Here is a 25115-nt window from a genome sequence, read left to right as displayed (position 1 = left end):
TTCTGATGGACTGTCCTTGATGTTCAACCATAACAGCCTCCGTTACCTTCCATTGATGACCGCTCTGGGGATGTCGCCCAGGGTTATCACCCGATCCACTCCACCCAATTTGATGGCCTCTTTCGGCATGCCAAACACCACACAACTTGCTTCATCCTGAGCGTAGGTGCGTGCCCCGGTCTCATGCAATTCCTTTAAGCCACGGGCGCCGTCATCGCCCATACCGGTCATGATGATGCCGGTGGCATTTTTCCCGGCGAACTTGGCCACCGAACGAAACAGCACGTCCACGGAAGGGCGATGGCGGTTGACCAGTGGGCCATCGACGACTTCGACGTGGTAGTAGGCTCCGCTGCGCTTGAGCAGCATGTGCTTGCCGCCGGGGGCGATAAGGGCCAGGCCGGGAATCACCCGGTCATTGTTCTTGGCTTCGCGCACTTCTATCTGCGACAGCGTGTTCAGGCGCTCAGCGAATGAGGCGGTGAACTTTTCCGGCATGTGTTGCACGATGACGATGCCCGGGGAAACGCGCGGCAGCGCTGTCAGCACCAGCTCCAGCGCTTGGGTGCCGCCGGTAGAGGTGCCGATGGCGACAATCCGTTCCGTGGTTTGCGCCATGGCCTGGCCGCTGGAGGGTGGCAGAATGGCGTCGGCATTCAACTTGACCTCCACCGGCTCAATCGACGCCGCATTCCTGACCAGTTGCTTGACGTTGGCCTGCGCGGCGGCTCTTACCGCCGCCACCAGTTCGGCGGATGATTGTTCCAGGAAGCCTTTCAGACCGACCTTGGGCTTGGTAATGATTTCCACCGCCCCGGCGGCCAGTGCCTGGAGCGTGGTTTCCGCGCCTTTTTCCGTGAGCGAGGAGCAGATCACCACCGGAGTCGGTCGCTCGGTCATGATTTTCTTCAGGAACGTGATGCCGTCCATGCGTGGCATTTCCACGTCCAGCACAATCACGTCAGGCCACTCCTTGGCCATTTTGTCCATGGCGAAGAGGGGGTCGGAGGCTGCGCCTATCACCTGGATATCCGGCTCGCGTTGCAGCAGCGCCAGCACTACCTGGCGTACCACGGCAGAGTCGTCGACCAGTAGAACCTTGATTTTTTTCATAGGCGTTTTTAGTTCTCGATTAAGTCTTGATGGCGGACCCAGACATGGCCGCTACTGATATCGAAGATCACATTGCGGTGCCCGTTGCGCCCCAAATCCTCAGCGCTCAGTCTCAAATGGTGTCGCGTGACCAACAAGCGCGCGGCGTTGATATTGCTGTGGGCGATGCTGGTTTCCTCGCTGTAGCCGGGGAACATGGTGCCGCCCCCGAACAGCTTGACCTGGTATTCCTCCAGCCGCGTGTGGTGGTGGGTCGCCTCCAGCAGAAAAAGCGCCATGGCCTCGTCGGCATATTTGCCGTCCAGAGACCTGCCGGGCTTCTGCCGAGTCGGCAGCATGTAGTGACACATGCCGCCGATCATGCGCGTCGGGTGCCATAGGGTGATGGCGACGCAGGAACCCAGCAGGGTATGGATACGTGTGGCAGCACCGCCGAAATAGAACTCGCCGGGTTGCAAGAAAATCTCTGTGGTGCCGGTGGGCATACTCACGGTTTGCGGTAAATCGAGGGTGAGATCAGTTTCAAGGAATCGGTGATGCCGTTCAGGCTTTCCGAATGGCTGACGATGAAATAGCCGCCTGGCTTGAGCAGTGGCAGCATGCGTGCGACCACCTTGCGCTTGGTCTCCTGATCGAAATAGATCATCACGTTGCGCAAGAAGATCACTTCGAACTCGCCGATATTGGGTAGCGTTTCGTTGAGATTGATGGGCATGAAGTGCACCCGGCTGCGCAGGCCTCGCTCGATCAGGAAAGTGCCTTCCTGGCGGCCCGTGCCTTTCAGGCAATGTTTGGCCAGCAAGGGATGCGCAATGTTGCTGGCGCGCTCGATCGGGTAGTGACCCGTGCGGGCTTTGTCCAGCATCTGACTACTGATGTCGGAACCGATGATTTCCCAAGGCGTACTGCCCAGGCCATCGGCCAGGGTCATGGCCAGGCTGTAGGGTTCCTCGCCAGAGGAGCTGGCGGCGCTCCACAGCCTGAAGGTTTTGGCCGGTGTAGCCTTGGGCAATACCTGCTGGCGCAGGAAGTCGAAATGTTTGGGTTCGCGGAAAAAATAGGTTTCGTTGGTGGTGAGCAGATCCAGGGCAATCTGCAGCTCCGCAGTGGCCTCGCGGCCCATGATCAACTGGAAATACTCGCCGTAGCTGTTCAGTTGATGGTGTTTCAACCGTTTGGACAGGCGCCCGGCAACCAGTGCCTTTTTCGCGGGGGTCAGGTTGATGCCGGCGGCACGATAAAGCCAAGCCTGGAACAGCTTGAACTCGCTATCCTTAAGTGCTTCTGCATTCACGATCAAACATCCTTGCCAGGTGCAGGAACGGCGCTGCAAAGGAAACCAATCCTGACCGAGGCGCACCAGGCGCCTCGACCAAGGGGAGCGATTATCAGCCGACCGAGCAGCTAGCCCGACGCGGCGTCCGCCAGTGCGTTGACCTCGGACAAGCTAGCCATCTCGTCGACCGACAACACGCGGTCGGCGTTGAGGACGATGACGAACTTGCCCGCCACCTTGGCCATGCCGCTGATGAAGTCGGAACGTATCCTCGCGCCGAAACTGGGCGCCGGTTCGATCTCGCTGGCGGGGATTTCCAGTACCGCCGAGACCGCATCCACCATCAGTCCCACATCCTGAGTGTCCGCCTCGGAGTCTGCCTCGATAATGACGATGCACGAGCGCCGGGTAACATCGGAGTTGTGCCGGCCGAAACGCGCCGACAGATCCACCACCGGCACCACCGCACCGCGCAGGTTGATCACCCCACGGACGAAGGCGGGCATCATCGGCACGCTGGTGATGTTGCCGTACTCGAGGATCTCCTTGATCCCGAGGATGCCGATAGCAAACATCTCGCCGCCCAGCATAAAGGTCAGGTATTGCGCCTCCTCCTGGTGGACGGCCTCGGATCGATTTGTACTAATCAGTGCACCCATGCTGACCTCCAGTTAAAACCGAGTGAATTCGGCTTCTGCGGCGCTGCTTGCAGCCTGATAAGTGGCAGCCCTGTGGGGCAGGTGCTTGGGGGGCTGTGCCAGTTTTTTGCCAAACGCCTGTGTCCTGTGCGCGACCGCCTTAGGCTGGCTGTCGTTAACATCGGCCGCGCGGGAAAAGAAGCTCATCGCCTGCTGCAGTTGCTCAGCCTGGCTGCTCATCTCCTCGGCGGTGGCAGCCAGCTCCTCACTGCTGGAGGCATTCTGCTGGGTGATCTGGTTCAGTTGGGTCATGGCCGTGTTGATCTGCGCCACCCCAGTGGATTGTTCTTCCGAGGCGGCGCTGATTTCCTGCACCAGGTCGGAGGTCTTGTTGATCGAAGGCAGCATTTCGTTTAGCAGTTTGCCAGCCTTTTCGGCCATTTCCACGCTGCTGGAGGACAGCTGGCCGATCTCCTGAGCCGCCACCTGGCTGCGCTCGGCCAACTTGCGCACCTCTGCAGCCACGACCGCAAAGCCCTTGCCATGCTCGCCAGCCCGCGCCGCTTCGATGGCGGCGTTGAGCGCCAGCAGGTTGGTCTGATAGGCAATGTCGTCGATGATACCGATGCGCTGAGCGATCTGCTTCATCGCGGCGACCGTCTGTTGTACCGATTCGCCACCCTCGGTAGCTTCCTTGGAGGCCTTGCTGGCCATACCGTCGGTGACCTTGGCATTTTCGGTGTTCTGGTTGATGCTCGCACTCATCTGCTCGATAGACGCGCTGGTTTCCTCGACGCTGGCGGCCTGTTCGCTGGTCGCCTGACTCATGGACTGGGCGGTGGCGCTGACCTGTTCGGAAGCGGTGACCAACGCATCTGCAGCTGCAATGACGTCGTCAATAATCGTGGTTAATTTCTCTGCAGTAGTATTCGCATCGTCTTTAACCTGAGCGAAGACACCGGTCGATTCTCGCGTGATGCGCTGCCCCAGGTCGCCATTCGCAAGCCCACTAAAGACACGACTTACGTCCTCAATAACGTTCGATAATGCATCACTGCTGGCATTCGCATCGTCTTTGACCTGTCCAAATACGCCCGAATACTCGCGCGTGATGCGTTGTCCCAGGTCGCCCATTGACATGGCGCCAAACAGTCGTCCCACGTCGGAGAAAATAACGCCAGTGGTTTCCATCAGCGTGTTGACACCGGCGCACAGCACCAGAATCGGGCCGCTCTTGCCTTCCAGTGGTATGCGTTGGCTCAAATCGCCATCCTTCGCTGCCGACGTCACTTGCTGCGCTTGCTCTACCGCCTGCACCAGCATGTTATTGGCATTGACCTGCGCAGTAACGTCGGTTGCATATTTGACGACTTTAAATGGCTGGCCATTCATGTCCATGATCGGGTTGTACGAGGCTTGTATCCAGATTTCCTTGCCGCCTTTGCCGATGCGCTTGTACTCGCCGGCGTCGAATTCACCGCGCCCGAGCTTGTCCCAGAACAGGCGGTATTCAGGAGACGCGCGGTAGGCTGGATCGGCAAACATACTGTGATGTTGCCCCTTGATCTCGGCCAGGGTATAGCCCAGCGTGTTCAAGAAATTGTCGTTGGCGTGCAAAATCTTGCCATCGAGCGAGAATTCAATCACCGCTTGCGCCTTGCCGATGGCGCTGAGCTGACCCGCGAAATCGGCCGCCTGCAACTTGCTCTCGGTAATGTCGGTTGCATACTTGACGACTTTAAATGGCTTGCCATTCATGTCCATGATCGGGTTGTACGAGGCTTGTATCCAGATTTCCTTGCCGCCTTTGCCGATGCGCTTGTACTCGCCGGTATCGAATTCACCGCGCCCGAGCTTGTCCCAGAACAGACGGTATTCAGGAGACGCGCGGTAGACTGGATCGGCAAACATACTGTGATGTTGCCCCTTGATCTCGGCCAGGGTATAGCCCAGCGTGTTCAAGAAATTGTCGTTGGCGTGCAAAATCTTGCCATCGAGCGAGAATTCAATCACCGCTTGCGCCTTGCCGATGGCGCTGAGCTGACCCGCGAAATCGGCCGCCTGCAACTTGCTCTCGGTAATGTCGGTTGCATACTTGACGACTTTAAATGGCTTGCCGTTCATGTCCATGATCGGGTTGTACGAGGCTTGTATCCAGATTTCCTTGCCGCCTTTGCCGATGCGCTTGTACTCGCCGGTATCGAATTCACCGCGCCCGAGCTTGTCCCAGAACAGACGGTATTCAGGAGACGCGCGGTAGACTGGATCGGCAAACATGCCGTGATGTTGCCCCTTGATCTCGGCCAGGGTATAGCCCAGCGTGTCCAAGAAATTGTCGTTGGCGTGCAAAATCTTGCCATCGAGCGAGAACTCAATGACGGCTTGCACTTTGTTGATGGCGTCGATTTGCCCTCTTAAATCAGATAAAAGCTCTTGCTCTTTAAGGCGTTCTTCTTGGTTATAGCTGAACCGATTAATAAAGCGATTGATCAATGATTGATTAGCCTGATTCATGACAACTCCCAATGGAATTTAATTTTTTTATCTCTGGCCTATTACATTGCTTCAAGTTTTATCGAATACGTCAGTTATGCGCCCCTTGTGACACGTATTATTGACCTTTCAATCAGCATCAATTGCTTTGCACCGGCGTTCAGTCATGTGCTTCAGCCAACGCCGGTTGCATTTGGTTGTGCGCCTGCTGCTGGGTCACCTGCTGCAGCAGGTTCGGTACATCGAGAATCAACGCCACCTCGCCACTGCCCAGAATGGTCGAGCCGCCGATTCCGCGCAGAGCGCTGAACAGCTTGCCCAAGGGCTTGATCACGGTCTGGAACTCACCCTGCAGTTCGTCCACTACCAAACCGGCTTTCTGCTCGCCGCAACGCACCACCACCACGTTCTCGCGCCGGCCCGAGCTGCCTCCCGCGTTGAACTGCTCACGCAAGTACACCAGCGGCAGTACCTCGCCACGCAAGTTCAGGTAAGTACGCTCGCGGGTCGCTTGACGATCTTCTTCGGTCAGCTCGATGCACTCTTGCACCATGTCCAGGGGCACTACGTAAGTGGCCTGACCGACGCCAACCAAAAAGCCATCGATGATCGCCAAGGTGAGTGGCAGGCGGATGCGCACCCTGGTGCCCTGGCCAGCCTGGCTCTCGAGGTCCACGCTGCCGCGCAGCGCGTTGATGTTGCGCTTGACCACATCCATGCCGACGCCTCGGCCGGAGAGGTTGGTGACTGCCGCTGCGGTGGAGAAGCCCGGCTCGAAAATCAGGTTGTAAATGTCCTGATCGGACGGTGTGGCAGTGGCGGCGATAAGGCCGCGCTCTCGGGCCTTATGCAGGATGCGCTCGCGGTCGAGTCCGGCGCCGTCGTCGACGATCTCGATGACAATGCTGCCGGAGTCGTGGTAGGCGTTGAGGCTCAGTCTGCCCTTTAGCGGTTTGCCCGCCGCCTGGCGTACCTCGGGCGACTCAATGCCGTGATCCATGGCGTTGCGTAGTAAGTGCATCAGGGGGTCGCCGATTTTTTCCACCACGGTCTTGTCCAGCTCGGTGTCGGCACCACTGATCTGCAAATCTATATCCTTACCCAGTTCCAGGCTGACATCGCGCACCACCCGCTGGAAACGGTTAAAGGTGTCGCCGATCGGCACCATGCGCAGGCGCAAGGCGCTGTCGCGGATTTCCTCGACCAAGCCTGAGACCCTGGAGCTGGCTTCCTGCAGGGCGTCGTTGTGGCTGCGCTGAGCCAGCAAGTTGGCGCCGGCCCCCGCGATCACCAGCTCGCCGACCAGGTTGATCAGTTCGTCCAGCTTGTCCGCATCCACGCGAACGTAGCGGTTCTCCTTGCTCTTGCTCTCCTGGATCTGGCTTTGCTTGTTCAGGGCGGCCTGAACCAGTGCGGGCGTCACCGAACGCTGCTCGACCAAAATTTCGCCCAGGGGTGTCGCCAGGCTAGTGGGTTCAGTAGGGGCTCGTTGTTCGCGCAGGGCTTTTTCCAGCTCTTGCGGCGTAAGAGCTCCGCTGCTGACCAGTAGCTCACCCAGGCGGAGCGCATCTTCCGGCAGCCGATCAATCAGCTCGATGTATTCGGTGATCTTGCTGTGCGGCGCAAGTATGTGGATAAGGCAATCGTCGCGCACGAAGTCGAAGGCTTCGGCGATGGTCGCTTTGTCCGCTGTCGACTGGTAATCAATCTCAAAGCCCAGGTAACAGGCTTCGGCATCCATTGCATTGGCCTGTGGCATACCATCGGCAATGGTGGTAATGCGGACGATCTCGCCCAGGTTGTTGAGATAGCGCAAAAATGACAGTGGGTCCATGCCGTTGCGCAGCACTTCCTGGCCAAAGCGCAGGGAGATGTGCCAGAGGTCGGAGGCCACGCCTGCATCGGCGCATACGTGGGTCAGAAAATCCGTATTGAGCGGTGCAACGGATGTGGCGGGTAGTTCCAGCGAGCTGCCCTGATAGGTTTTCAGGCGTTGGCGCAGGCCGCTTTCCCGAGCCAGGGCAGGGGTGTCCAGTTGACCACCTTGGGCCGCAACTACGTCGACCAGCTCTTGCATATGGTCGCCGCATTCCAACAACAGCGCCACCAGTTCGCTGTTGATGACAACCGCGCCGTCACGTACGCGATCGAGCACGTCTTCGATTATATGGGTGAAGCCAACGACAGGCTCCAGGCCGAACATGCCGGCCGAGCCCTTGATGGTGTGCGCGGCACGAAATATGGCGGCCAGGGTGTCGCTGTCGTCCGGTTCGCTCTCCAGTCGCAGCAGCGACTCTTCCATATCCTGTAGCAGTTCGCGGGCTTCGGCGATAAAGGTTTGCAGGGCTTGATCGAGATTTATACTCACACTGAATTCCTTTTACGCTGGGGTCAGCTAGTGGCCGAATGGGAAATAACCAGAGGATCGCCAAAGAAGGCGGCGAGGTTGCACAGGTCGAAGACTTCCAATACCGCGCGGCTGTGACTGGCCAGGCGCAAGGTAATGCCGACGCGCGTGGCTTCGCGTTTGGCCAGCAGCAGCTGCTGCAAGCCGGCGCCGTCCAGCTCGCTGACCTGGGATAGGTCGATTTCAAGCTCGCCAGGTTGGGTCAGGTGGGGCAATAACTGTGCCTGGAACTCGGCCGCGGTATAGATGCTCATCTCGCCTTCGATATGCAGCTGGCACAGGCCATTCTTTGTTGCAGCGCGGATCTTCATGCTTGCCCCCAGGCTCTTCCGATCAAGGCAGGATCAGTTTGGATACGGCGGCCAGCATCTGCGCCGGCTGGAAGGGTTTGACCACCCAGGCCTTGGCTCCGGCCGCCTGGCCCTCCTGCTTCTTCACTTCCTGGGATTCGGTGGTCAGCATGATGATCGGGGTGAACTTGTAATTGGCCAGCTTCTTCACCTCCTTGACCAGGGTGATGCCATCCATGTTGGGCATGTTCACATCGCTGATCATCAGGTGAATTTTCTGTCCGTTCAGCTTGGTCAGCGCGTCCTTGCCATCGCTGGCCTCGATCACGTCGTAGCCAGCCCCCTTCAGGGCGATGCTGACCACCTGGCGTACGCTGCTGGAGTCGTCGACGACCATTACGGTTTTAGCCATATTGCTCTCCTACTAGAAGAAGGTGATTTCCTGTTCCTTGGTTGAGCTTGAACTGTGTCCATGATGGATTTGCCGCTGTTCATCGGTGGCGTAGGTCAATTCCATACTCGCCAACCAGGCTTGGGCATCGATCTGCTCCAATTGATCGGGATTGTGACGGCCGTCCTGCAAGTGCTGATGCAAGGCCTGCATGTTGTCGCGAACATGGGACAGGATCTGGCTGACGCGATCCTGGAATTGCAAGCTGATCAGTACTTCGCTGATTTCGTCACGGATGCCAACGCTCTCTTGCTGCAGCAGCTCGGTGGAACCTGACAGGCGCTGGGTAATGCTGTGAAAACGATCCAGCACATGCTGAATGCTGGCTTCGGAGGCGGAGACCGAGTGCTGGTCATTCGCAGCAGTGTTGTCGGCGACTTCGACCAGACGGGTGATGGCGCTATTGATGATGCCGACGGTGGCCGACATCTTTTTCCCGGTTTCGCTCGAGAGACTCGACAAGCTGCGCACGGCATCGGCCACCACGGCGAAACCACGGCCGGTTTCGCCGGCGCGAGCGGCTTCAATCGCGGCGTTCAGCGCCAGCAGGTTGGTTTGCGCGGCAATCGCCGCAACCTCTTTGGCCATGCTGAGCAGTTCGCCGGTGTAGCCCGTGAGGCCGCGGACTTGTTCCAGCATCTCGTCGCGGCTCAGTTGCGTAGCCTTGAGGGAATTGACCACATGCGTGAGTTCGGTTTCGCTTTGCGCAAGCACTACCAATGCGCCGTTCTGGGCATCGCCGGCCAGGCCATCCGCCGCTTGTTGCGAGGTCTGCACGGCGTCTTCCAGCTTGCTGTAGATGCCGGAAAAGCGCTGGCTCAGGGTGATGATGGCCTGCTCGGTCTGGCTGCGGGAGTTCTCTATCTGCTTGGTCCAAATGGGCACCGCCTCCAGGCACACCGCCTCCAGACCATTGGCTGCGGCCGCCGCACTTGAGGCCTGGTGTTGGCTCAGGCTATTCGCATGGACTTGGCTCAACGCCTGGTCAAACAGCTTGCGCTGGCAGTGGACACTCCAGGCGCTGGCACCGCCGCCGCAGGCGAGCAGAATGAGGGCGGCCGCCACCTGCAGTGCCGCCACCCCGGCCAAAGCCAGGAGCAACACAGCACCGCCCGAGGCAATTGAGAGGACGGGCCAGACCAAGGCGGTGAAATCAGGGCGAACGGAGGAATAATTATGGTTAATGTCGTAGGAAGACAAGAGGCGGTCCTTAATCAAATTGTTCCAATCGAGCGGCCAAACATTTCACCGATGGCGGAGGGATCTGCCCCTGTGTTTGCAGCCGAACCGTTGCAATTCCAGCGTTTTAATCAAGACAGGAGACAGGTCATGTTGCTTGCGGAACGACTATCAAGTTCTGCTGTCATGGACGGTAGCAGTAGGCCATCTTTTTGCAAGGTGGTTGCCGCATCAGCCGTGTTTTTATGCCGTAATTTTTAGGGCCGGTTGCGTCGGGCGGGGGAGGCGAGTGCCTGCAGGGGATGTCTGTGGGGAAGGGGGGCGTTGTTAATTCAGGCTTTGGATTTGGCTTTTTGGCTTGCCGTATTTCGCCAATGAATCATTGATCTAACTCGCGGTCACAGGCCTGACCTTTTCGATCAGGATATTCAAATGAAGCGCGCAGTATTAATGCTCTTGGCCATGTCGAGTTCTTTCCTGCTGGGAGGCTGCGTACCTATCTGGGACGAAGGAGGCGGGTACGGTCGAGACCATGATCACGGTCGTGGATACGACCGAGGGTATGACGATGATCGAGGGCATGACCGCGGATATGATCGTCGTGACAATGATCAGCGATATGATCGCAATCACGGTCGCGATCGTGACGATAGAGACGACTGATCCTTTCTTGCCTGTCCCAGAACGAAAAAGCCCGGCGCTAGGCCGGGCTTTCTGTAGACGGGGCCAAATCCTTTTGGCTGACTGCAGTATGCGTGTGGGATGTTACAAACATGTGACTGGACTGACTCGAAAGCCTGGGCGGGGGGCATTGAGTCGGATCGGGATCAGATCTTCCGGATCTTCGGTTGGAGGGTCAGGCATGGCCTGACCTACCGCTAGAGGGGACAGCGTAGCCGCGACAAAAAAATGGCCCGTATGCGGACGGGCCTAATGGGAATTCTTTAAGGAGCAGGGTCAGACTGCGCTCTGCCCTGTCAGTGTTTGGTGAAAAGGATGTCGCAGAGACGAAAAATACCGGCACTTGGCCGGGCTCTAACGGGTTCAGCTATGAGCAACGGCAAGCGTCTGGCTCTAGACCACGGCGCCAAATAAGTGCCCCACCAATGCGGTGATCCCCATGGCCAGAGCGCCCCAGAATGTCACTCGCCAGGCACCGGTGATCACCTTGGCACCGCCGGCCCTGGCGGCAATGGCGCCCAGTGTCCCGAGAAACACCAATGACATGCCCGAGATCCAGGCCGCCACGCTGTGCTCCGGTGCTACAAACGTCACCGCCAGAGGCAACGCCGCACCCACCACGAAACTGGCGGCCGAGGCCAGGGCGGCCTGCAAGGGTTTGGCGCTCAGGGTGTCGCTGATACCCAGTTCGTCCCGGGCGTGAGAGCCCAGCGCGTCATGGGCCATTAATTGATCGGCCACCTGATGGGCCAGTTCGGGCGATACGCCACGATGCATGTAGATGTTGGCGAGTTCGAGGTGTTCGGCTTTCGGGTCACTGGCCAGTTCTGCCCGTTCGCGGGACAGGTCTGCCTGTTCGGTATCGGCCTGGGAGTGTACGGAGATGTATTCACCAGCGGCCATGGACATGGCGCCGGCCATCAGCCCAGCCATTCCTGTGACCAGGAGGGTCGCGTGGCTGGCGTTGGCGGCGGCCACGCCGATCAGCAGGCTGGCAGTGGAGACGATCCCGTCATTGGCCCCCAGGACGGCAGCACGCAACCACCCAATACGATCGTTTCGGTGGGACTCGGTGTGCCTGTGCATGAATTTCATTGTTTAGCGGGACTCACTGTCATTAGGCGCTTCAACGTTTCACGTTGCGGGCAATCGGCGTCAGCGCGTTTCAATCTGCGCTTGCAACTGGCCGCCGACAATCGATATTTCATTGAACTGTTCACCGTCGCTCAGCACGAACAATGCATCCATCCCGCGCTCCTGCGCCAGGCGTGGGCCTTCGGTTTCGCCCAATACCATCAGTGCCGTGGCCCAGGCATCGGCGAGCATGCACGAGGCCGCGACCACAGTGACGGCCGCGAGTGGGTTGCACAGTGGTGCGCCGGAGGCCGGGTTCATGGTGTGGGCATAGGACTGCCCCCTCACATCGACCCAGTGTCGGTAGTCGCCGGACGTGGCGATGGCGGCATCGCTGAGTTCCATTACACCCATGACTTCACGTGCGCCCCGGCAGGGCTTTTCAATGGCCACGACGTTGAAGTACGGCACAACGGATCAACCGATCGAAGTCAGCCTCACCGAACAGGCACAGCTGCGGGTCGTCAATGGCGGCCCGGCGGTGCCGGCGTCGGTATTGCAGCACCTGACCGAGCGGTTTGTGCGAGGTCACAGTGAAGTAAGCGGTTCAGGATTGGGGCTGGCGATTGCCCAAACCATTGTGCAGGGGGGCAACGCGAGAATGAAATTGCTATCCCCTGCAACAGGTCGATGGGAGGGATGCGAAGTGTGCGTCTGGTTATCGCTCGCGTCGACTATCGAAAGCTGAGGGCTGTTTGGTAGTTCGAATCACTTCGTCATGAACATATTCATAAGGGGACCAAGCACTTAACGGCTTGGTCCGTTTTCTCGTTTCAGGTCCGCGCAAACCCACGCAAGATCACTCTGTGCCTTGGATCACTGATACTTGATCACAATCCCTTTGAGTTTCCGGCCCTGGATGGTTTCGATGTCACGATTCCACATCGGCCCGACGACATAAGTGGCTACCGGCTGGATATGGTCGTAGACCACCACCACGGCATCGCCGCCGAGCTTGGCTGCCTCTTCTCGCAGTTTTTGTTCTACCTGGGTGATGGGCGGGACGGGGTCGACGCTGGCGTCGATCACCACTTCACCCAGGCGGACATAGGGGCGGGTGGGCTCGGTGCGTAGCACAACCACCTCGCTGGCTAGCGTCGGCGCGGAATGCTCGACGCCAACATAGGCGGTGGTCTGCGCATTGACAGTCGCGCAACCACTGACGGCGAGCAAGGCGCCAGTGAGCCCTCCCGCCAGCACTAATAGTTTGAAACGGGTGGACCAAGACACGTCATGGACAGGCATGGTGCGCTTCCTCCTGAACAGCTGTTCTAGAATGGTTTGTTGACGTTAGCAGACGGTCCGGGAGTTGCCAGAAAGCCCAACCTGTCGGGGCTGGGCTTTTTAACGCGTTGAAATAGTCAGTTTCACTGATCTTTCTCGCAATTCACCATCCACGACACACCAAACCGATCGACCAGCATGCCGAAGCGCGCGGCCCAAAAGGTCGCTTCCAGGGGCATTTGCACGCTGCCATCTTCCGACAGTGCCGCGAAGACTCGTTCAGCCTCGGCAATGCTGTCGACATTCAACGAAATTGAACAGCCGCTCATCTCGTCCGTGGGACGATCGGGTGTGGTGTCCGAGCCCATGATCGCCTGGTCGCCCACCAGCAGGCGGGTGTGGATGATCAGGTTGTGGAGGTCTGCCGGAACGTGCTCGCGAGCAGGGCTTTCGCCGAAGGTCATCATGACTTCGATCTGGCCTGGCAGGCTTTGGGCGTAGAACGTGAAGGCGGCTTTGCAGTCGCCGTTGAAGATGAGGTAGGGATTGATTTTCATGGTTGCGCTCCCAGTCATTGAGGGTACACACCGGTTTGACGTCGGGGCCGTCAGTGAATTCCGATGAGTGTTGACCCGGGTAGCAAAGCGCTAAATCGTGGTAGGTGTCGGCGTATTTTTAGATGATTTTCCTATAGGGTGGGCAAGGCTTATTGCTTCCAGCGCCCGCCGCGGCGCCAGCAAGCGCTCGATGGCGCCACTCACCAGACTCTCCAGCAGGTCATCGCGTTCGTGTTCATCCAGCGAATGTTGCGCCAACCAACCGGGAGCGCTGTTGAGCAGGGAGGTAATGGCGTGTCCAGTGGCCAGCAAACGCTGCTCACTGACGCGGGGGCGCACGCCCAGTATCTGTAGCACCTTGCGTTCGTACTGCTCACGCAACTGCTGGACCCGTGCCTGTTGCTCTTCATTCAGGCAGCCGCTGTCACGTTCCACCAGGCGAAAATGCCAGGGCATATCCTGATGCAGATTCAAATGCGCGCGAATAAGGCTGTTGAGTCTGTCGCGTTTCGCCGGAGCTTTTTGTTCGATGCGTCCGAGGGTCGCCAGCAGCTCTTCGTAGAACTCCTCGATCAAGTCGAGCAGCAAGTGCTGCTTGCTGGGGTAATGGTGATACAGCGAGCCCGAGGAGAGCCCCAGGCACGTCGCGAGCTCACGCATGCCGACCTGGCCGAAGCCCTTGCTGGCGAACAATTCCAGCACTTTGTCCCGGTATTCGGCGAAACGTGAGCAACGCTCAGGCATAGGCATGGAAGCCGCGCCCCGTTTTACGTCCCAGGTAACCGGCGGCGACCATTTCCTTGAGCAGTGGCGCGGGGCGGTATTTGCTGTCGTTGAAGCCGTCATGGAAGGCTTCCATAATCGACAGCAAGGTGTCCAGACCGATCAGGTCCGCCAGGGCCAACGGGCCGATAGGCTGGTTGCAGCCCAGGCGCATGCCAGCGTCGATGTCTTCGGCGCTGGCCAGGCCTTCCTGCAAAACAAAGATCGCTTCGTTGATCATCGGTACCAGAATCCTGTTCACCACAAAACCCGGGCGGTTGCCGGCGGTGATGGCGGTTTTGCCGAGCGTGGTTGCCATCTCCAGCGCCAGCGTGTGGGTGGCGTCGCTGGTTTGCAGGCCGCGAATCACTTCAATCAGTCCCATCACCGGCACCGGGTTGAAGAAGTGCAGGCCGATGAAACGCTCAGGCTGGCTGACACTGGCAGCAAGCTGGGTGATCGACAGCGATGACGTGTTGGAGGCGATCACGCACTCAGCGCTGACCTGTGCGGCGATCTGTTGCAGCACCCGCAGTTTCAAGTCGAGGTTTTCGGTGGCGGCTTCGATCACCAGTTGCACGCTCTGCAGGCTGCTGTAGTCAGTGCTGGTGCGAATCTTGTCCAGGGCCCCGAGCTTTTGCTCTTGCGTCAGTGTTTCCTTGGCGACCTGCCGATCGAGGTTTTTGCTGACGGTCGCGACCGCTTTTTGCAAGGCGCTCTCGGAGATGTCGAGCAGGGTAACGTTGAAGCCGGCCAGGGCGCACACTTGCGCAATGCCATTACCCATGGTGCCCGCGCCGATCACGCCAATGTTTTGCAGCTTCATGTTCCCGTCCTTCCGGTCAAACCCTGCGATACCTTGGCCGCCGCAACGGTCGAAGGCGTACTATTGGCCGTGAGTCTAGAGCCGGCCGGAAGGTTGTCCTATGCCGAAACTGTTCAACGGCACTGGTGTTTTTTGCCATTTCAGGTGATGAGGAGAGAAACGTTCACATGCGGGAAAAGGACTCGGTGGCCGCCTACTTCGTGCAGGCAATGATCCATGGGCAGGAGGAAAATCCTCAGCGTCTGCGGGCTGCGCTTGAGCAGGCAGGCATTGACCCGGCGTTGATCGCGCAGCCCTCCGCGCGCATACCGGCCAGCGCATTTGCCGCACTGTGGTTGATTCAGATCCGCGAACTGAACGACGAGTTCTTCGGGCTCGACTCCCACGGCATGCCGCCCGGCAGTTTCGCCCTGATCTGCCGGGCGTTGATTCAGGAACCTGATCTGCACAAAGCCATGCGCCAATGCCTGGCCAACTTTGCCCTGTTCCTGCGGGATTTTCGCGGCACGCTGGCCGTGCGCGGCAAACGAGCGGTGATCAGCCTGGAAACCCACGCGCAGAACAGCGACGCCAGCCGGTTTGGCGAAGAGACGTTTCTGGTGTTGATGATCAGTTTGCTGTGCTGGCTGGGCGGGCGGCGAATCCCCATCGACCGTGCGCATTTTCGGCATGAGCGCGTGTCTCTCAGCGATGACCGATTGCTCTGGGGGCCCAACCTGACCTTTGGTGCCGAGCGCACCGAAATCGAATTTGCCAGTCATTACTTGCGCCTGCCGGTGGTTCAGGACCTGGCATCGCTGAAAGTGTTTTTGCGCACCGCCCCTCAGTGGCTGGTGATCCGCTTCCGCAACCAGCATGGTCTGGCCTCGCAAGTCCATCAGCGCCTGCGTCGCAGCCACTACAGCGAATGGCCGACCTTGCAGGCTTTCGCCCTGGAACAACACCTGAGCCCCAGCACCTTTCGCCGAAAACTGGAACGTGAGGGTTGTTCATATCAGGAGATCAAGGACGAAGTACGGCGGGGCGTCGCATTCGAGCAACTGCGCGAGAGCCGGGCGAGCATCAGCGACATTGCCGAGCAGCTGGGGTTTCAGGAACCGAGTGCGTTTCATCGGGCGTTCAAGAAGTGGACGGGGGAGAGCCCGGGGCGGTATCGGGCGCGGTTTCAGGAGTAAATAGCGTGGGATTCTAGTCGAGTGTTTGTCCGATTATTCTCTGTCGCTTGCACGAAAAATCTCTGCGTTTAACCTTGAAATTTCTTGTGACGACAGCGACGCATCAGCGGATGACATACGGCGTTGTGATGAGGTATTTGTTTGTTCCAGATTGAAGCGTTCAATGGATTGAAACTGCATGGATGATTTGGTTAAGGAAGTGATTCCGTTGCTTCAGTATTTGATCCCGGGGTTTTTAGCTGCCTGGATTTTTTATTCCCTTACAGCATTCAAGCGGCCAGACACATTTGGACAGATAGTCCAGGCCCTTATTTTTACTTTTGTGATTCAGTCGCTTGTAGCCGGTTTGGGGGCGTTGTTGCTTTTGACGGGAGAGCGCTTTTTTTCGGTCGGCTTGTGGGACAAGAAATCGGAGGCTTTGTGGTCTGCGGTGATTGCGGTGGTTCTGGGTTTTCTCTCCTGTCACGTCGCGAGTAATGACAAGTTTCACTCCTTGCTCAGAAGGCTGAAAATCACCACGCAAAACTCATTCCCTTGTGAGTGGTACGGTGCTTTTTCATCGAGACCTGGATTCGTCATCTTGAATTTAATTGATGGGAAGCGATTATTTGATTGGCCGACTGCATGGCCATCGGAGCCTGAAAAAGGGCAATTTGTACTCGAATTCCCTCGTTGGATTGATAATGAAGGTAAACCATTACCTAGCAGGGTGGGAGTTGTTGTCATTGATGCTTCAAAAGTTCAGTTGGTCGAATTCGCAAAATCGATAGGGTGATCCCATGACATGCAAAGCACCGAACGAAATGCCGCCAGAACTTAGGCGGTTAATGGAGGACTGGGATAATGGCGGTCCTCCTCCCCCCGGGTTGGTGTTTCCAATCGGTCCTCCGCCCTCAAGAAAAGAGTCTGAGAGACCGCGTCGGCGCAACAGATAAATATGCCCGCTGTCCTTACCCGCTTCTCATCATTGCTCGATCAGGCGAGGCGTGCCCTTCTGCTGGTCTGGGGCACATCGCGCGGTTTGTTCCTCGGCCTGGTGCTGGCAACGCTGATCGCCGGTGTCCTCCCTGCGTTGGCGGCGTGGTTGGGTCAACGCATCGTCGATGCGGTGGTCTTCGCCATGCAGTTGCACGCGCAGCAGGGCAGTGCGCCGTTGTGGCCGGTTGTGCGTTACGTTTTATTCGAGGCGGGCGTGCTTGCCTTGCTGTCCGGGACCCAGCGTGCGCTGTCGGTTCAGCAATCGCTGTTGCGGGTGCAGTTAGGGCAGCAGGTCAATACGATGATTCTGGAGAAAGCCCAGACCTTGTCGCTGGTGCAGTTCGAGAATTCCGAGTTCTACGACAAGCTGGTTCGGGTACGGCGCGAGGCGTCGACCCGGCCGTTGGCGCTGGTAATGAAGTCGCTGGGGCTGATCCAGAACCTGATCGTGTTGATCAGCTTCGGCGTGTTGCTGGTCCATTTTTCGCCCTGGGCGCTGGTGCTGTTGGTGGTCGGCGCGTTGCCGGTGTTTTTCGCCGAAGCGCATTTTTCCGGGGATGCCTTTCGGCTGTTCACCCGGCGCGCACCGGAGAGTCGGCAGCAGAGTTACATCGAGACACTGCTCTCCAATGAAGGTTACATCAAAGAGGTCAAGCTGTTCGGCTTCGCGCCGCTGCTGTTGAAGCGCTATCGCGAGATCTTCGACCGTCTTTACGCTGAAGATCGCCGGCTGACGTTGCGTCGGGATGGCTGGGGATTTGCTCTCGGTCTGTTGGGTACGGGGGCGTTCTATCTGGCCTATACCTGGGTCGTGGTTGATACCGTTTACGGCAACATCAGCCTGGGCCAGATGACCATGTATCTGGTGCTGTTCAAGCAGGGGCAGACGGCGGTGAGCAGCAGCCTGAGCGCGATCAGCGGTCTTTATGAGGATGGTCTCTATCTGTCCAGCCTCTATGAATACCTGGCCGAACCGGTTGTTGCCGACTGCGGACAGCTGACCGTGGGGGCGGTACCTGGCGACGGTTTGCGTTTTGAAAACGTCGGTTTCAGTTATCCAGGCGCGAGCCGCGCCGCGCTGGAGGGCATCGATCTGCACCTTGTGCCGGGCCATAGTGTTGCGTTGGTGGGGGAGAATGGCTCGGGCAAGACCACGCTCATCAAATTGCTGACTCGGCTGTATCGCCCCGATCAAGGCCGCATCCTGCTGGATGGCAGCGATTTGCAGGCGTGGGAGGAAGATACGCTGCGGCAGCGCATCGGCGTGATTTTTCAGGATTACATCCGCTACCAGTTCTCGGTCGGCGAGAACATTGGCGTGGGCGATACCCTGGCGTTCAACGATGAACAACGCTGGCAGGAAGCCGCGGTGGAGGGCATGGCCGCGCCGTTCATCGAACGTCTGGATCGAGGTTATGCCACGCAGCTGGGACGCTGGTTCGCCGGGGGGCAGGAGTTGTCCGGCGGGCAATGGCAGAAAATCGCTTTGTCTCGCGCCTACATGCGCCGCAACGCCGATATCCTGATTCTCGATGAGCCGACCTCGGCGCTCGACCCGGCGGCGGAAGCGGCGGTGTTCGAGCATTTCAGCCAGCACACTGAAGGCCGGATGACGTTACTGATTTCCCACCGGTTTTCCAGCGTGCGTAATGCCGATCACATCATCGTGCTGGATCAGGGGGCGATTCTGGAGCGCGGTGACCACGACAGTCTGGTCGCCGCGGGCGGGCGCTATGCGCAGTTGTTCAACCTGCAAGCCCGGGGTTACCGCTAGGCCCGGCTATCTGCGGTGGTTTTGCCTTCATCAAGCTTTCGATTGCCTGGCGATACTGGTTTGCGCCCAGGCTCATGGTGTTGTTGTGCGTACCGCCAGGTACCAGTAACAGGCGTTTGGGTTCGCTGGCGGCATTGAACAACTGTTGGCTGAACCGCGAGGGCATGAACGGGTCGGCCAGGCCATGGACCACCAGCAGCGGCATATCGATGCCGACGATCTTGTCGATAGAGTCGAATTTTTGCGACAGCAGCCAGCGCACCGGCAGCCATTTTACGGGCAGGTTGTTGTCGGCCACTTGGGCCACGGCATCGCCCAGCGACGTGAAGGTGGACTCGACCACCAAACCGCGCACAGGCACCGCGACATGGTCCTTTTTCGCCTGTGCGGCCAGGTCAGCCGCCAGGTCGATGGCCACTGCACCGCCCAGGGAGTGGCCGTAAATCAGGCGCTTGTTGGCGTCCGGTTGCATGACTGTGAAGCGGTCCCACGCGGCGTGGGCGTCTTCGTAGACACTGGCTTCCGAAGGCAGATCTCCCTTGCTCTGGCCAAACCCGCGATAGTCGATGGCCAGCACCGAGTAACCCATGGCGCGCAATTGTTCGATGCGAAATGCCTGGCCGGTCAGGTTCCAGCGCACACCGTGCAGGTAAAGGATCGACGGCGCATCACGGCGCGCGGCCGGCCACCACCAGGCGTGCAGGTTTTGCCCGGCCTTGAAGCCGGCGGGCTTGATGTCGAATTCCTCAACGTCTTGTGGCAAGCCCTGATACCAGCCAGCCGTACCCGGCTCGATGCGAAACAGCAACTCGCGCTCTGTTTGCTTGAGCACCCCACAACTCACGGGCAGGCCGACGATCAGCGCGGTCATGCACAGCAGCGTCAGCCAGCGTCGGCGCAGACGAGTGAGAAGGGAAGCGGGCATTGGGTGGTCCACCGGTACAGACACAAAGAACGGGTTTTAACAGAAGCGCGCAGGGTGCAGGAATTATTTCGACAGTCGTTCACCTGTCCCCCTGTAGGAGCGAGCTCGCGATGGTGCGTCAGCTACATTGTTGTCAACTGACACACCATCGCGAGCAAGCTCGCTCCTACCGGGTTTTTGTGTTGTTCCCGATATCGTTGATCAATCCACCTGCAACACTATCTTGCCGATGTGATCTCCCGCCTCCATCCGCGTATGGGCCTGCGCCGCGTCGGTGTACGGATAGACCTTGTCGATCATCGGCCGGCAACGCCCGGCAGCGAGTACAGGCCAGACATACTCGCGCAGCTGTTCGGCGATCGAGGCTTTTTCTTCGGAGGTGCGTGGGCGCAACAACGAGCCGGTAATAACGGCGCGTTTGCTCATGATTGCCAACAGGTCGACGTCTTTGGCGTGAGCGCCGCCGAGAAAGCCCAGCATCACCAGTCGACCTTCCATGCCTAACGCCGCGATATTCTGATTCAGGTACGAGCCGCCCATGATGTCGAGGATGACATTGACACCCTTGCCGGCGGTTTTTTCCTGGATGACCTGAACGAAGTCCTGATCGCGATAATTGATCGCCTCGGCGCCCAATTTGCGGATCGCCGCACACTTTTCCTCACTGCCCGCCGTGGCAAATGCCTTGACCCCGAATTCGCGGCAAAGCATCAATGCGGTGGTGCCGATGCCGCTGGTGCCACCGTGAATCAGCGCACGCTGGCCTTTGCTCGCGCCGCCCATGTCGAACAGATTGGCCCAGACGGTGAAAAAGGTTTCCGGGATCGCCGCCGCATGAACCCAGTCCATTCCCTCCGGAATCGACAGTGTCTGGCTGGCCGGGGCGACGCAATATTGCGCGTAACCGCCGCCGTTGGTCAGCGCACAGACGTGATCGCCAATGATGAACTCAGTGACGCCTGCGCCGATGGCCACTACTTCACCGGCCACTTCCAGTCCAGGAATAGGGCTCATGCCCGGTTTCATCGGGTACTTGCCCGCGCGTTGGATCACATCGGGGCGATTGACCCCGGCAGCATGCACGCGGATCAGCACTTCGCCAGCCCCGGCGGTGGGCACCGGCTCCTGGCACGGCTTTAAAACTTCTGGACCGCCGGGTTGGGTGATTTCAATCAGGGTCATGGTTTGGGGTAGGGTCATATTGGCTACCTGTAGTGAAAGTGTTCAGTAAATGAGACCGCGTATTGGTGGGGAAAATCAAAAGATCGCAGGCTGCGCCAGCTCCTACAGGGGAACGCGCACAACTGTAGGAGCTGGCGCAGCCTGCGATCCTTTGATTTCAAGAATTCCAGCAACAGCCCAACCACAATGGCACCCGCCGCAATGATGAACAACACTGCCAGATGCTAGCGTTGAATGGCGCCGAATACCCAAACCCCATACCGGAGCGTTGCGTTATGCCTGAATCCAACCGTTTCGAGGAAGTCGTGACCCTGGTCATCAAGCATCGGGTCAGGGCGGGCTTTGAAGTGCCCTACGAAGCCTGGTTGCGCAACATTGTCAGGATCGCGGGACAACAAGAAGGGCACTTGGGTGTGGACGTGATGCGCGGTAAAAACGCGGGGCTCGACATGTACACCTGCGTGCTGCGTTTTTGCTCGGCCGAGGCGATGCAGCGCTGGCTCGACTCACCGCAGCGGCAGGAACTGGTCAACGAAGCCGTACCGATGCTCGCGGATGGCGACCAGACTGAGGTCAACCCGGTGAAGGAATTCTGGTTCGCCCCACAGGCCGACGCTGCGACGCCACCACCTCGCTGGAAGCAGGCCGTGGTGACGCTCCTGGTGATTCTGCCGCATACCTTGCTGGTGCCGCTGATTTGGGGCCCGTTGCTGAGGCTCAACGCCTTTTTGTCCAGCTACGTGGTCGCCACGTTCTTGATCACGCTGACCATCGTCGTCTCGGTGGTGTACCTGTTCATGCCGATGGCGACGCGGGTGTTCGCACCTTGGCTGTCCCGTTCCACTTCAGCCAAGGAACCGCGATGACGGACGGAATGGAGCGATGCGATCAGCGCCTGACCTGCTTCAACGTCTCAGCTATCAAAAACGCCAATTCCAGCGACTGGTCGGCATTCATCCGCGGATCGCAATGGGTGTGATAGCGGTCAGACAACCCGTCTTCAGTAATCGGTCGCGCGCCACCAATGCACTCGGTGACATTCTGCCCGGTCATTTCGATGTGGATCCCGCCGGCGTAGCTGCCTTCCGCTTGATGAACCTGGAAGAACTGTTTCACCTCGCCAAGGATCTGCGCGAAGTCGCGGGTCTTGTAGCCGCTGCTGGCCTTGATGGTGTTGCCGTGCATCGGATCGGAACTCCAGAGCACCTGCTTGCCTTCACGCTGCACCGCGCGGATCAGCGCCGGCAAATGATCGCCGACCTTGTTCGCGCCCATCCGCGCAATCAGGTTCAGACGGCCCGGATCGTTGTCCGGGTTGAGCACGTCGATCAGACGAATCAGATCCTCGGGGTTCATGCTCGGGCCGACCTTGACGCCGATCGGGTTGTTCACTCCGCGCAAGAATTCGACATGAGCACCATCGAGCTGACGGGTGCGGTCGCCGATCCACAGCATGTGCGCTGAGCAGTCATAGTAATCGTTGGTCAGGCTGTCGCGACGTACAAAGGCTTCCTCATAATTCAATAGCAGCGCTTCGTGGGCGGTGAAGAAGCTGGTCTCGCGCAATTGCGGCGAGGTGTCCATGCCGCACGCGCGCATGAAGGCCAGGGTTTCATCAATGCGGTCGGCGAGGTGGCTGTACTTTTCCGCCAGCGCCGAGTTGGCGATGAAGTCCAGGTTCCACTTGTGCACCTGATGCAGGTCGGCAAAACCGCCTTGGGCAAAAGCGCGCAACAGGTTCAGGGTGGCGGTGGACTGGTGATAAGACTGGAGTAGACGCTCCGGGTCCGGCACGCGGCTTTTTTCGTCGAAACCGATGCCATTGACGATATCACCACGGTAGGCCGGCAGGGTCACGCCGTCGATGGTCTCGTCATTGGCCGAACGCGGTTTGGCGAACTGCCCGGCCATGCGCCCGACCTTGACCACCGGGCACCCGGCGGCGAAGGTCATGACGATCGCCATTTGCAGCAGGACTTTAAAGGTGTCGCGGATTTTCGCGGCAGAGAACTCGGCAAAGCTTTCGGCGCAGTCGCCGCCCTGCAACAGAAAAGCGCGGCCCTGGGTCACTTCGGCAAACTGACGACGCAATTCCCGTGCTTCACCGGCAAACACCAGCGGCGGATAGCTGGCCAGGGTTTGTTCAACCTGCAGCAAATGCGCCGCATCGGGGTAGTGGGGTTGCTGCTGGATCGGCAGGGCGCGCCAGCTGTCAGGACTCCAGGGTTGGCTCATCACGGTCTCGGTTGTTTTACGCTCGGACGCTCATGTTATCAGCAAATTAGTGCGTGACCTGCTCCCGTCGCTTCGCCGACAATCGCGCCTTTGCAGCGGCATCAGTGGTTTTAGTGCGCTGCCGTTTATTGCGTTGTAGGCCCGGTAACGATCAGGAGATGAAATGACTGAGGAGCGCGTCGAGCATCTGCTCGCCGAGGTGCAGGATGAGTTCGGCGTGATTCGCGTGCTGGAAGTGGCCGATTACCGGTTTCTCGAGTTTGGCGACGCCATCGAACAGAGCTGCGTGTTCACCGCTGACCCCAGCTGGCTCGAATACGATTACACCCGGGCGATGCTGATCGGCGCGTTGTGCCACGAGCAGCCGGAAAGTGCTCTGTTCCTTGGCCTCGGTGCCGGTACGCTGACCCAGGCGTGCCTCAAGTTCCTGCCGCTGGAGGACGTCGAGGCCATCGAATTGCGCCCCGACGTACCGCGCCTGGCCATCGAATACCTGGGGCTGGATGACGATCCGCGGCTGTATATCCGTGTGGGCGATGCGCTGGAGCTGCTTGATACCGCCGAGCCGGCCGACCTGATTTTCGTCGACCTCTATACCGATGTCGGACCGGGCGTCGGGCATTTGGCCTGGAACTTTCTGGAAAACTGTCAGAAACGCTTGAATCCTGGTGGCTGGCTGGTGATCAATCAGTGGGCAACAGATGATGGCAAACCCTTGGGCGCGGCGTTATTGCGCGGGCTTTATCACCGGCACTATTGGGAATTGCCGGTGAAGGAGGGCAACGTGATTCTGATCGTGCCGTCGGAGCTGGATCAGGAGCTGGACATGAACGGCTTGATCGCCCGGGCCGAAGGGCTGGCACCGCGATTGGGGTATTCGTTGCAGTCGTTGATCAAGGCGATTCGCCCGGCGACCTGATGTGGTGTCTGGGCGGGCCCCTTCGCGAGCAGGCTCGCTCCCACATTGGAATGCATTCCCTTGTGGGAGCGAGCCTGCTCGCGAAGAGGGCGCTACAACGCTCAAACCCCTTTGAAGACGCCCGGCCGCTTCTCCACCATCGACCGCACACCTTCCTTGGCATCGTCACTCGCCAACACCTTCTTCACCAGCGCTGGCAACCCAAGCGCCGCCGCTGTTTCCCCTTCATACCGGGCCTGCCGCGCTGACATCAGCGTCGCCTGAACCCCCAGCGGTGCCTGGCGGGCAATCCGCTCAGCCAATTCTATCGCCCGGGGCAGCAAATCCTCGCTGGCCATGACTTCCTGCACCAACCCCAGGTGCAACGCATCATGGGCGTCAAACTCATCGCCGGTCAGCAGCCAGCGCATGGCATTGCCCCAACCGGCAACTTGATGAAAGCGCAATGTGGCGCCGCCAAAGGGGAAGATGCCGCGCTGCACTTCCTTCTGGGCGAATCGCGTGTTGCTGGCACACAGGTTGATATCCGCCGCCAGCATCAATTCGATCCCGATGGTCAGGCAGTAGCCTTGCGCGGCCACAATTACCGGTTTGCTGACCCTGGGGCCGGCAAATACCCCCCACGGATCACAGCCGCCGGGCGGTACCTGCCAACCTTCGGCCAGGGCTGTGCCGGCGCTGACCAGATCGAGCCCGGCGGTGAAATGCTCGCCATGGCCAAAGACCACCGCGACGCGTGCCTCACTGTCCGCCTCGAACTCGCCGTAGGCCAGACTGAGTTCGTTGAGCAGGTCGAGATCGAAGGCGTTGCGTTTGGCCACCCGGTCCAGGCCGATCAACAGGACATGACCGTGCCGTTTGCGGCTGACTCGACTGGTGCAGGGCTGATTCATGGT

Annotated in this window: 21 protein-coding genes and 6 pseudogenes; 6 read left to right on the top strand and 21 right to left on the bottom strand. The window is 59.0% G+C overall.

What is annotated here, in order from left to right:
- Positions 1-42: 42 nt before the first annotated feature.
- The 13 genes and pseudogenes from AC1MDT_RS12055 to AC1MDT_RS11995 form a co-directional block, all read right to left on the bottom strand.
- Positions 43-1113 carry a protein-glutamate methylesterase/protein-glutamine glutaminase gene (locus AC1MDT_RS12055; RefSeq protein WP_480422215.1) on the bottom strand — a complete coding sequence of 357 codons (1071 nt, stop codon included), beginning with the start codon at positions 1111-1113 and terminating at the stop codon, positions 43-45.
- Positions 1085-1604, bottom strand: a pseudogene (locus tag AC1MDT_RS12050) (chemotaxis protein CheD); the annotation flags it as partial. The gene AC1MDT_RS12055 and the pseudogene AC1MDT_RS12050, both read right to left, overlap by 29 nt.
- Positions 1601-2407 (bottom strand): CheR family methyltransferase, encoded by an 807-nt coding sequence (locus tag AC1MDT_RS12045; RefSeq protein ID WP_480422214.1) that lies wholly within the window; start codon positions 2405-2407, stop codon positions 1601-1603. The gene AC1MDT_RS12045 and the pseudogene AC1MDT_RS12050, both read right to left, overlap by 4 nt.
- Before the next feature lie 110 nt (positions 2408-2517).
- A complete protein-coding gene (locus AC1MDT_RS12040) occupies positions 2518-3048 on the bottom strand; it encodes a chemotaxis protein CheW (RefSeq protein WP_480422213.1) in 531 nt (176 codons plus the stop codon).
- A 12-nt stretch (positions 3049-3060) separates the two neighbouring features.
- Positions 3061-3942 (bottom strand): annotated as a pseudogene (locus tag AC1MDT_RS12035) (methyl-accepting chemotaxis protein); the annotation flags it as partial.
- Positions 3943-4356: 414 nt separating this feature from the next.
- Positions 4357-4668: pseudogene (locus AC1MDT_RS12030) on the bottom strand (PAS domain-containing protein); the annotation flags it as partial.
- 69 nt (positions 4669-4737) lie between these two features.
- Positions 4738-5427: pseudogene (locus tag AC1MDT_RS12025) on the bottom strand (PAS domain-containing protein); the annotation flags it as partial.
- Between the two features lie 253 nt (positions 5428-5680).
- Positions 5681-7888: a chemotaxis protein CheA gene (locus AC1MDT_RS12020; protein WP_480422212.1), complete on the bottom strand. Its 2208-nt coding sequence runs from the start codon at positions 7886-7888 to the stop codon at positions 5681-5683.
- A 23-nt stretch (positions 7889-7911) separates the two neighbouring features.
- Positions 7912-8238, bottom strand: coding sequence for an STAS domain-containing protein (locus AC1MDT_RS12015; RefSeq protein WP_480422211.1), 327 nt, complete (start codon positions 8236-8238; stop codon positions 7912-7914).
- A 22-nt stretch (positions 8239-8260) separates the two neighbouring features.
- Positions 8261-8629, bottom strand: coding sequence for a response regulator (locus AC1MDT_RS12010; RefSeq protein WP_480422210.1), 369 nt, complete (start codon positions 8627-8629; stop codon positions 8261-8263).
- A gap of 12 nt (positions 8630-8641) precedes the next feature.
- The gene (locus AC1MDT_RS12005; RefSeq protein ID WP_480422771.1) at positions 8642-9307 is read right to left on the bottom strand and encodes a methyl-accepting chemotaxis protein; all 666 of its coding nucleotides are present in this window, start codon (positions 9305-9307) and stop codon (positions 8642-8644) included.
- A 1614-nt stretch (positions 9308-10921) separates the two neighbouring features.
- Complete coding sequence (locus AC1MDT_RS12000; protein WP_480422209.1) at positions 10922-11623, bottom strand: VIT1/CCC1 transporter family protein; 702 nt, start codon at positions 11621-11623, stop codon at positions 10922-10924.
- Positions 11624-11683: 60 nt separating this feature from the next.
- Positions 11684-12058: pseudogene (locus tag AC1MDT_RS11995) on the bottom strand (FAD:protein FMN transferase); the annotation flags it as partial.
- 1 nt (position 12059) lies between these two features.
- On the opposite strand from AC1MDT_RS11995, the pseudogene AC1MDT_RS11990 reads away from it, so the two are divergent.
- Positions 12060-12350, top strand: a pseudogene (locus tag AC1MDT_RS11990) (ATP-binding protein); the annotation flags it as partial.
- A 128-nt stretch (positions 12351-12478) separates the two neighbouring features.
- Here AC1MDT_RS11990 and AC1MDT_RS11985 read toward each other — a convergent pair.
- The 4 genes from AC1MDT_RS11985 to AC1MDT_RS11970 form a co-directional block, all read right to left on the bottom strand.
- The gene (locus AC1MDT_RS11985; RefSeq protein ID WP_480422208.1) at positions 12479-12907 is read right to left on the bottom strand and encodes a hypothetical protein; all 429 of its coding nucleotides are present in this window, start codon (positions 12905-12907) and stop codon (positions 12479-12481) included.
- A gap of 122 nt (positions 12908-13029) precedes the next feature.
- Positions 13030-13443 (bottom strand): VOC family protein, encoded by a 414-nt coding sequence (locus AC1MDT_RS11980; protein ID WP_480422207.1) that lies wholly within the window; start codon positions 13441-13443, stop codon positions 13030-13032.
- A 90-nt stretch (positions 13444-13533) separates the two neighbouring features.
- Positions 13534-14193 carry a TetR/AcrR family transcriptional regulator gene (locus AC1MDT_RS11975; RefSeq protein WP_480422206.1) on the bottom strand — a complete coding sequence of 220 codons (660 nt, stop codon included), beginning with the start codon at positions 14191-14193 and terminating at the stop codon, positions 13534-13536.
- On the bottom strand, positions 14180-15031 hold the full coding sequence (locus tag AC1MDT_RS11970; protein ID WP_480422205.1) for a 3-hydroxybutyryl-CoA dehydrogenase: 852 nt from the start codon (positions 15029-15031) through the stop codon (positions 14180-14182). The genes AC1MDT_RS11975 and AC1MDT_RS11970 overlap by 14 nt, the downstream gene beginning before the upstream one ends.
- Before the next feature lie 167 nt (positions 15032-15198).
- On the opposite strand from AC1MDT_RS11970, the gene AC1MDT_RS11965 reads away from it, so the two are divergent.
- From AC1MDT_RS11965 to AC1MDT_RS11955, 3 genes are all read left to right on the top strand, one after another.
- Positions 15199-16206 (top strand): AraC family transcriptional regulator, encoded by a 1008-nt coding sequence (locus AC1MDT_RS11965; RefSeq protein WP_480422204.1) that lies wholly within the window; start codon positions 15199-15201, stop codon positions 16204-16206.
- Between the two features lie 178 nt (positions 16207-16384).
- Positions 16385-16981, top strand: coding sequence for a DUF6338 family protein (locus AC1MDT_RS11960; protein WP_480422203.1), 597 nt, complete (start codon positions 16385-16387; stop codon positions 16979-16981).
- A gap of 162 nt (positions 16982-17143) precedes the next feature.
- A complete protein-coding gene (locus AC1MDT_RS11955) occupies positions 17144-18958 on the top strand; it encodes an ABC transporter ATP-binding protein (protein ID WP_480422202.1) in 1815 nt (604 codons plus the stop codon).
- On the opposite strand, the gene AC1MDT_RS11950 is transcribed toward AC1MDT_RS11955, so the two are convergent.
- Together AC1MDT_RS11950 and AC1MDT_RS11945 are read right to left on the bottom strand one after the other, a co-directional pair.
- Positions 18930-19883: an alpha/beta hydrolase gene (locus tag AC1MDT_RS11950; protein WP_480422201.1), complete on the bottom strand. Its 954-nt coding sequence runs from the start codon at positions 19881-19883 to the stop codon at positions 18930-18932. The genes AC1MDT_RS11955 and AC1MDT_RS11950 overlap by 29 nt on opposite strands.
- Before the next feature lie 201 nt (positions 19884-20084).
- Entirely contained in the window at positions 20085-21083 is a 999-nt protein-coding gene (locus AC1MDT_RS11945; RefSeq protein ID WP_480422200.1) for an NAD(P)H-quinone oxidoreductase, read from the bottom strand.
- Between the two features lie 257 nt (positions 21084-21340).
- On the opposite strand from AC1MDT_RS11945, the gene AC1MDT_RS11940 reads away from it, so the two are divergent.
- Complete coding sequence (locus AC1MDT_RS11940; RefSeq protein ID WP_480422199.1) at positions 21341-21931, top strand: antibiotic biosynthesis monooxygenase; 591 nt, start codon at positions 21341-21343, stop codon at positions 21929-21931.
- 22 nt (positions 21932-21953) lie between these two features.
- Here AC1MDT_RS11940 and AC1MDT_RS11935 read toward each other — a convergent pair whose 3' ends face one another.
- Entirely contained in the window at positions 21954-23300 is a 1347-nt protein-coding gene (locus AC1MDT_RS11935) for a class II 3-deoxy-7-phosphoheptulonate synthase (RefSeq protein ID WP_480422198.1), read from the bottom strand.
- Between the two features lie 163 nt (positions 23301-23463).
- Between AC1MDT_RS11935 and AC1MDT_RS11930 the strand changes: the two genes are divergently transcribed.
- A complete protein-coding gene (locus tag AC1MDT_RS11930) occupies positions 23464-24219 on the top strand; it encodes a spermidine synthase (RefSeq protein WP_201112791.1) in 756 nt (251 codons plus the stop codon).
- Positions 24220-24320: 101 nt separating this feature from the next.
- On the opposite strand, the gene AC1MDT_RS11925 is transcribed toward AC1MDT_RS11930, so the two are convergent.
- Positions 24321-25112, bottom strand: a complete 792-nt coding sequence (locus AC1MDT_RS11925) for a crotonase/enoyl-CoA hydratase family protein (RefSeq protein WP_480422197.1) — start codon at positions 25110-25112, stop codon at positions 24321-24323.
- Positions 25113-25115: the final 3 nt, after the last annotated feature.

Source organism: Pseudomonas sp. ASL7, assembly GCF_056680375.1.
Note: the sequence above shows the minus strand (reverse complement) of the source record. Positions and strands in the feature narration are given on the sequence as shown.

What these genes read in the sequence shown, in the direction of transcription:
- AC1MDT_RS12055 (WP_480422215.1), bottom strand. Translation starts at nt 1,113, where the DNA reads ATGAAAAAAATCAAGGTTCTACTGGTCGACGACTCTGCCGTGGTACGC.
- AC1MDT_RS12040 (WP_480422213.1), bottom strand. Translation starts at nt 3,048, where the DNA reads ATGGGTGCACTGATTAGTACAAATCGATCCGAGGCCGTCCACCAGGAG.
- AC1MDT_RS12015 (WP_480422211.1), bottom strand. Translation starts at nt 8,238, where the DNA reads ATGAAGATCCGCGCTGCAACAAAGAATGGCCTGTGCCAGCTGCATATC.
- AC1MDT_RS12010 (WP_480422210.1), bottom strand. Translation starts at nt 8,629, where the DNA reads ATGGCTAAAACCGTAATGGTCGTCGACGACTCCAGCAGCGTACGCCAG.
- AC1MDT_RS12005 (WP_480422771.1), bottom strand. Translation starts at nt 9,307, where the DNA reads ATGCTGGAACAAGTCCGCGGCCTCACGGGCTACACCGGCGAACTGCTC.
- AC1MDT_RS12000 (WP_480422209.1), bottom strand. Translation starts at nt 11,623, where the DNA reads ATGAAATTCATGCACAGGCACACCGAGTCCCACCGAAACGATCGTATT.
- AC1MDT_RS11985 (WP_480422208.1), bottom strand. Translation starts at nt 12,907, where the DNA reads ATGCCTGTCCATGACGTGTCTTGGTCCACCCGTTTCAAACTATTAGTG.
- AC1MDT_RS11980 (WP_480422207.1), bottom strand. Translation starts at nt 13,443, where the DNA reads ATGAAAATCAATCCCTACCTCATCTTCAACGGCGACTGCAAAGCCGCC.
- AC1MDT_RS11975 (WP_480422206.1), bottom strand. Translation starts at nt 14,193, where the DNA reads ATGCCTATGCCTGAGCGTTGCTCACGTTTCGCCGAATACCGGGACAAA.
- AC1MDT_RS11970 (WP_480422205.1), bottom strand. Translation starts at nt 15,031, where the DNA reads ATGAAGCTGCAAAACATTGGCGTGATCGGCGCGGGCACCATGGGTAAT.
- AC1MDT_RS11965 (WP_480422204.1), top strand. Translation starts at nt 15,199, where the DNA reads ATGCGGGAAAAGGACTCGGTGGCCGCCTACTTCGTGCAGGCAATGATC.
- AC1MDT_RS11960 (WP_480422203.1), top strand. Translation starts at nt 16,385, where the DNA reads ATGGATGATTTGGTTAAGGAAGTGATTCCGTTGCTTCAGTATTTGATC.
- AC1MDT_RS11955 (WP_480422202.1), top strand. Translation starts at nt 17,144, where the DNA reads ATGCCCGCTGTCCTTACCCGCTTCTCATCATTGCTCGATCAGGCGAGG.
- AC1MDT_RS11950 (WP_480422201.1), bottom strand. Translation starts at nt 19,883, where the DNA reads ATGCCCGCTTCCCTTCTCACTCGTCTGCGCCGACGCTGGCTGACGCTG.
- AC1MDT_RS11945 (WP_480422200.1), bottom strand. Translation starts at nt 21,083, where the DNA reads ATGACCCTACCCCAAACCATGACCCTGATTGAAATCACCCAACCCGGC.
- AC1MDT_RS11940 (WP_480422199.1), top strand. Translation starts at nt 21,341, where the DNA reads ATGCCTGAATCCAACCGTTTCGAGGAAGTCGTGACCCTGGTCATCAAG.
- AC1MDT_RS11935 (WP_480422198.1), bottom strand. Translation starts at nt 23,300, where the DNA reads ATGAGCCAACCCTGGAGTCCTGACAGCTGGCGCGCCCTGCCGATCCAG.
- AC1MDT_RS11930 (WP_201112791.1), top strand. Translation starts at nt 23,464, where the DNA reads ATGACTGAGGAGCGCGTCGAGCATCTGCTCGCCGAGGTGCAGGATGAG.
- AC1MDT_RS11925 (WP_480422197.1), bottom strand. Translation starts at nt 25,112, where the DNA reads ATGAATCAGCCCTGCACCAGTCGAGTCAGCCGCAAACGGCACGGTCAT.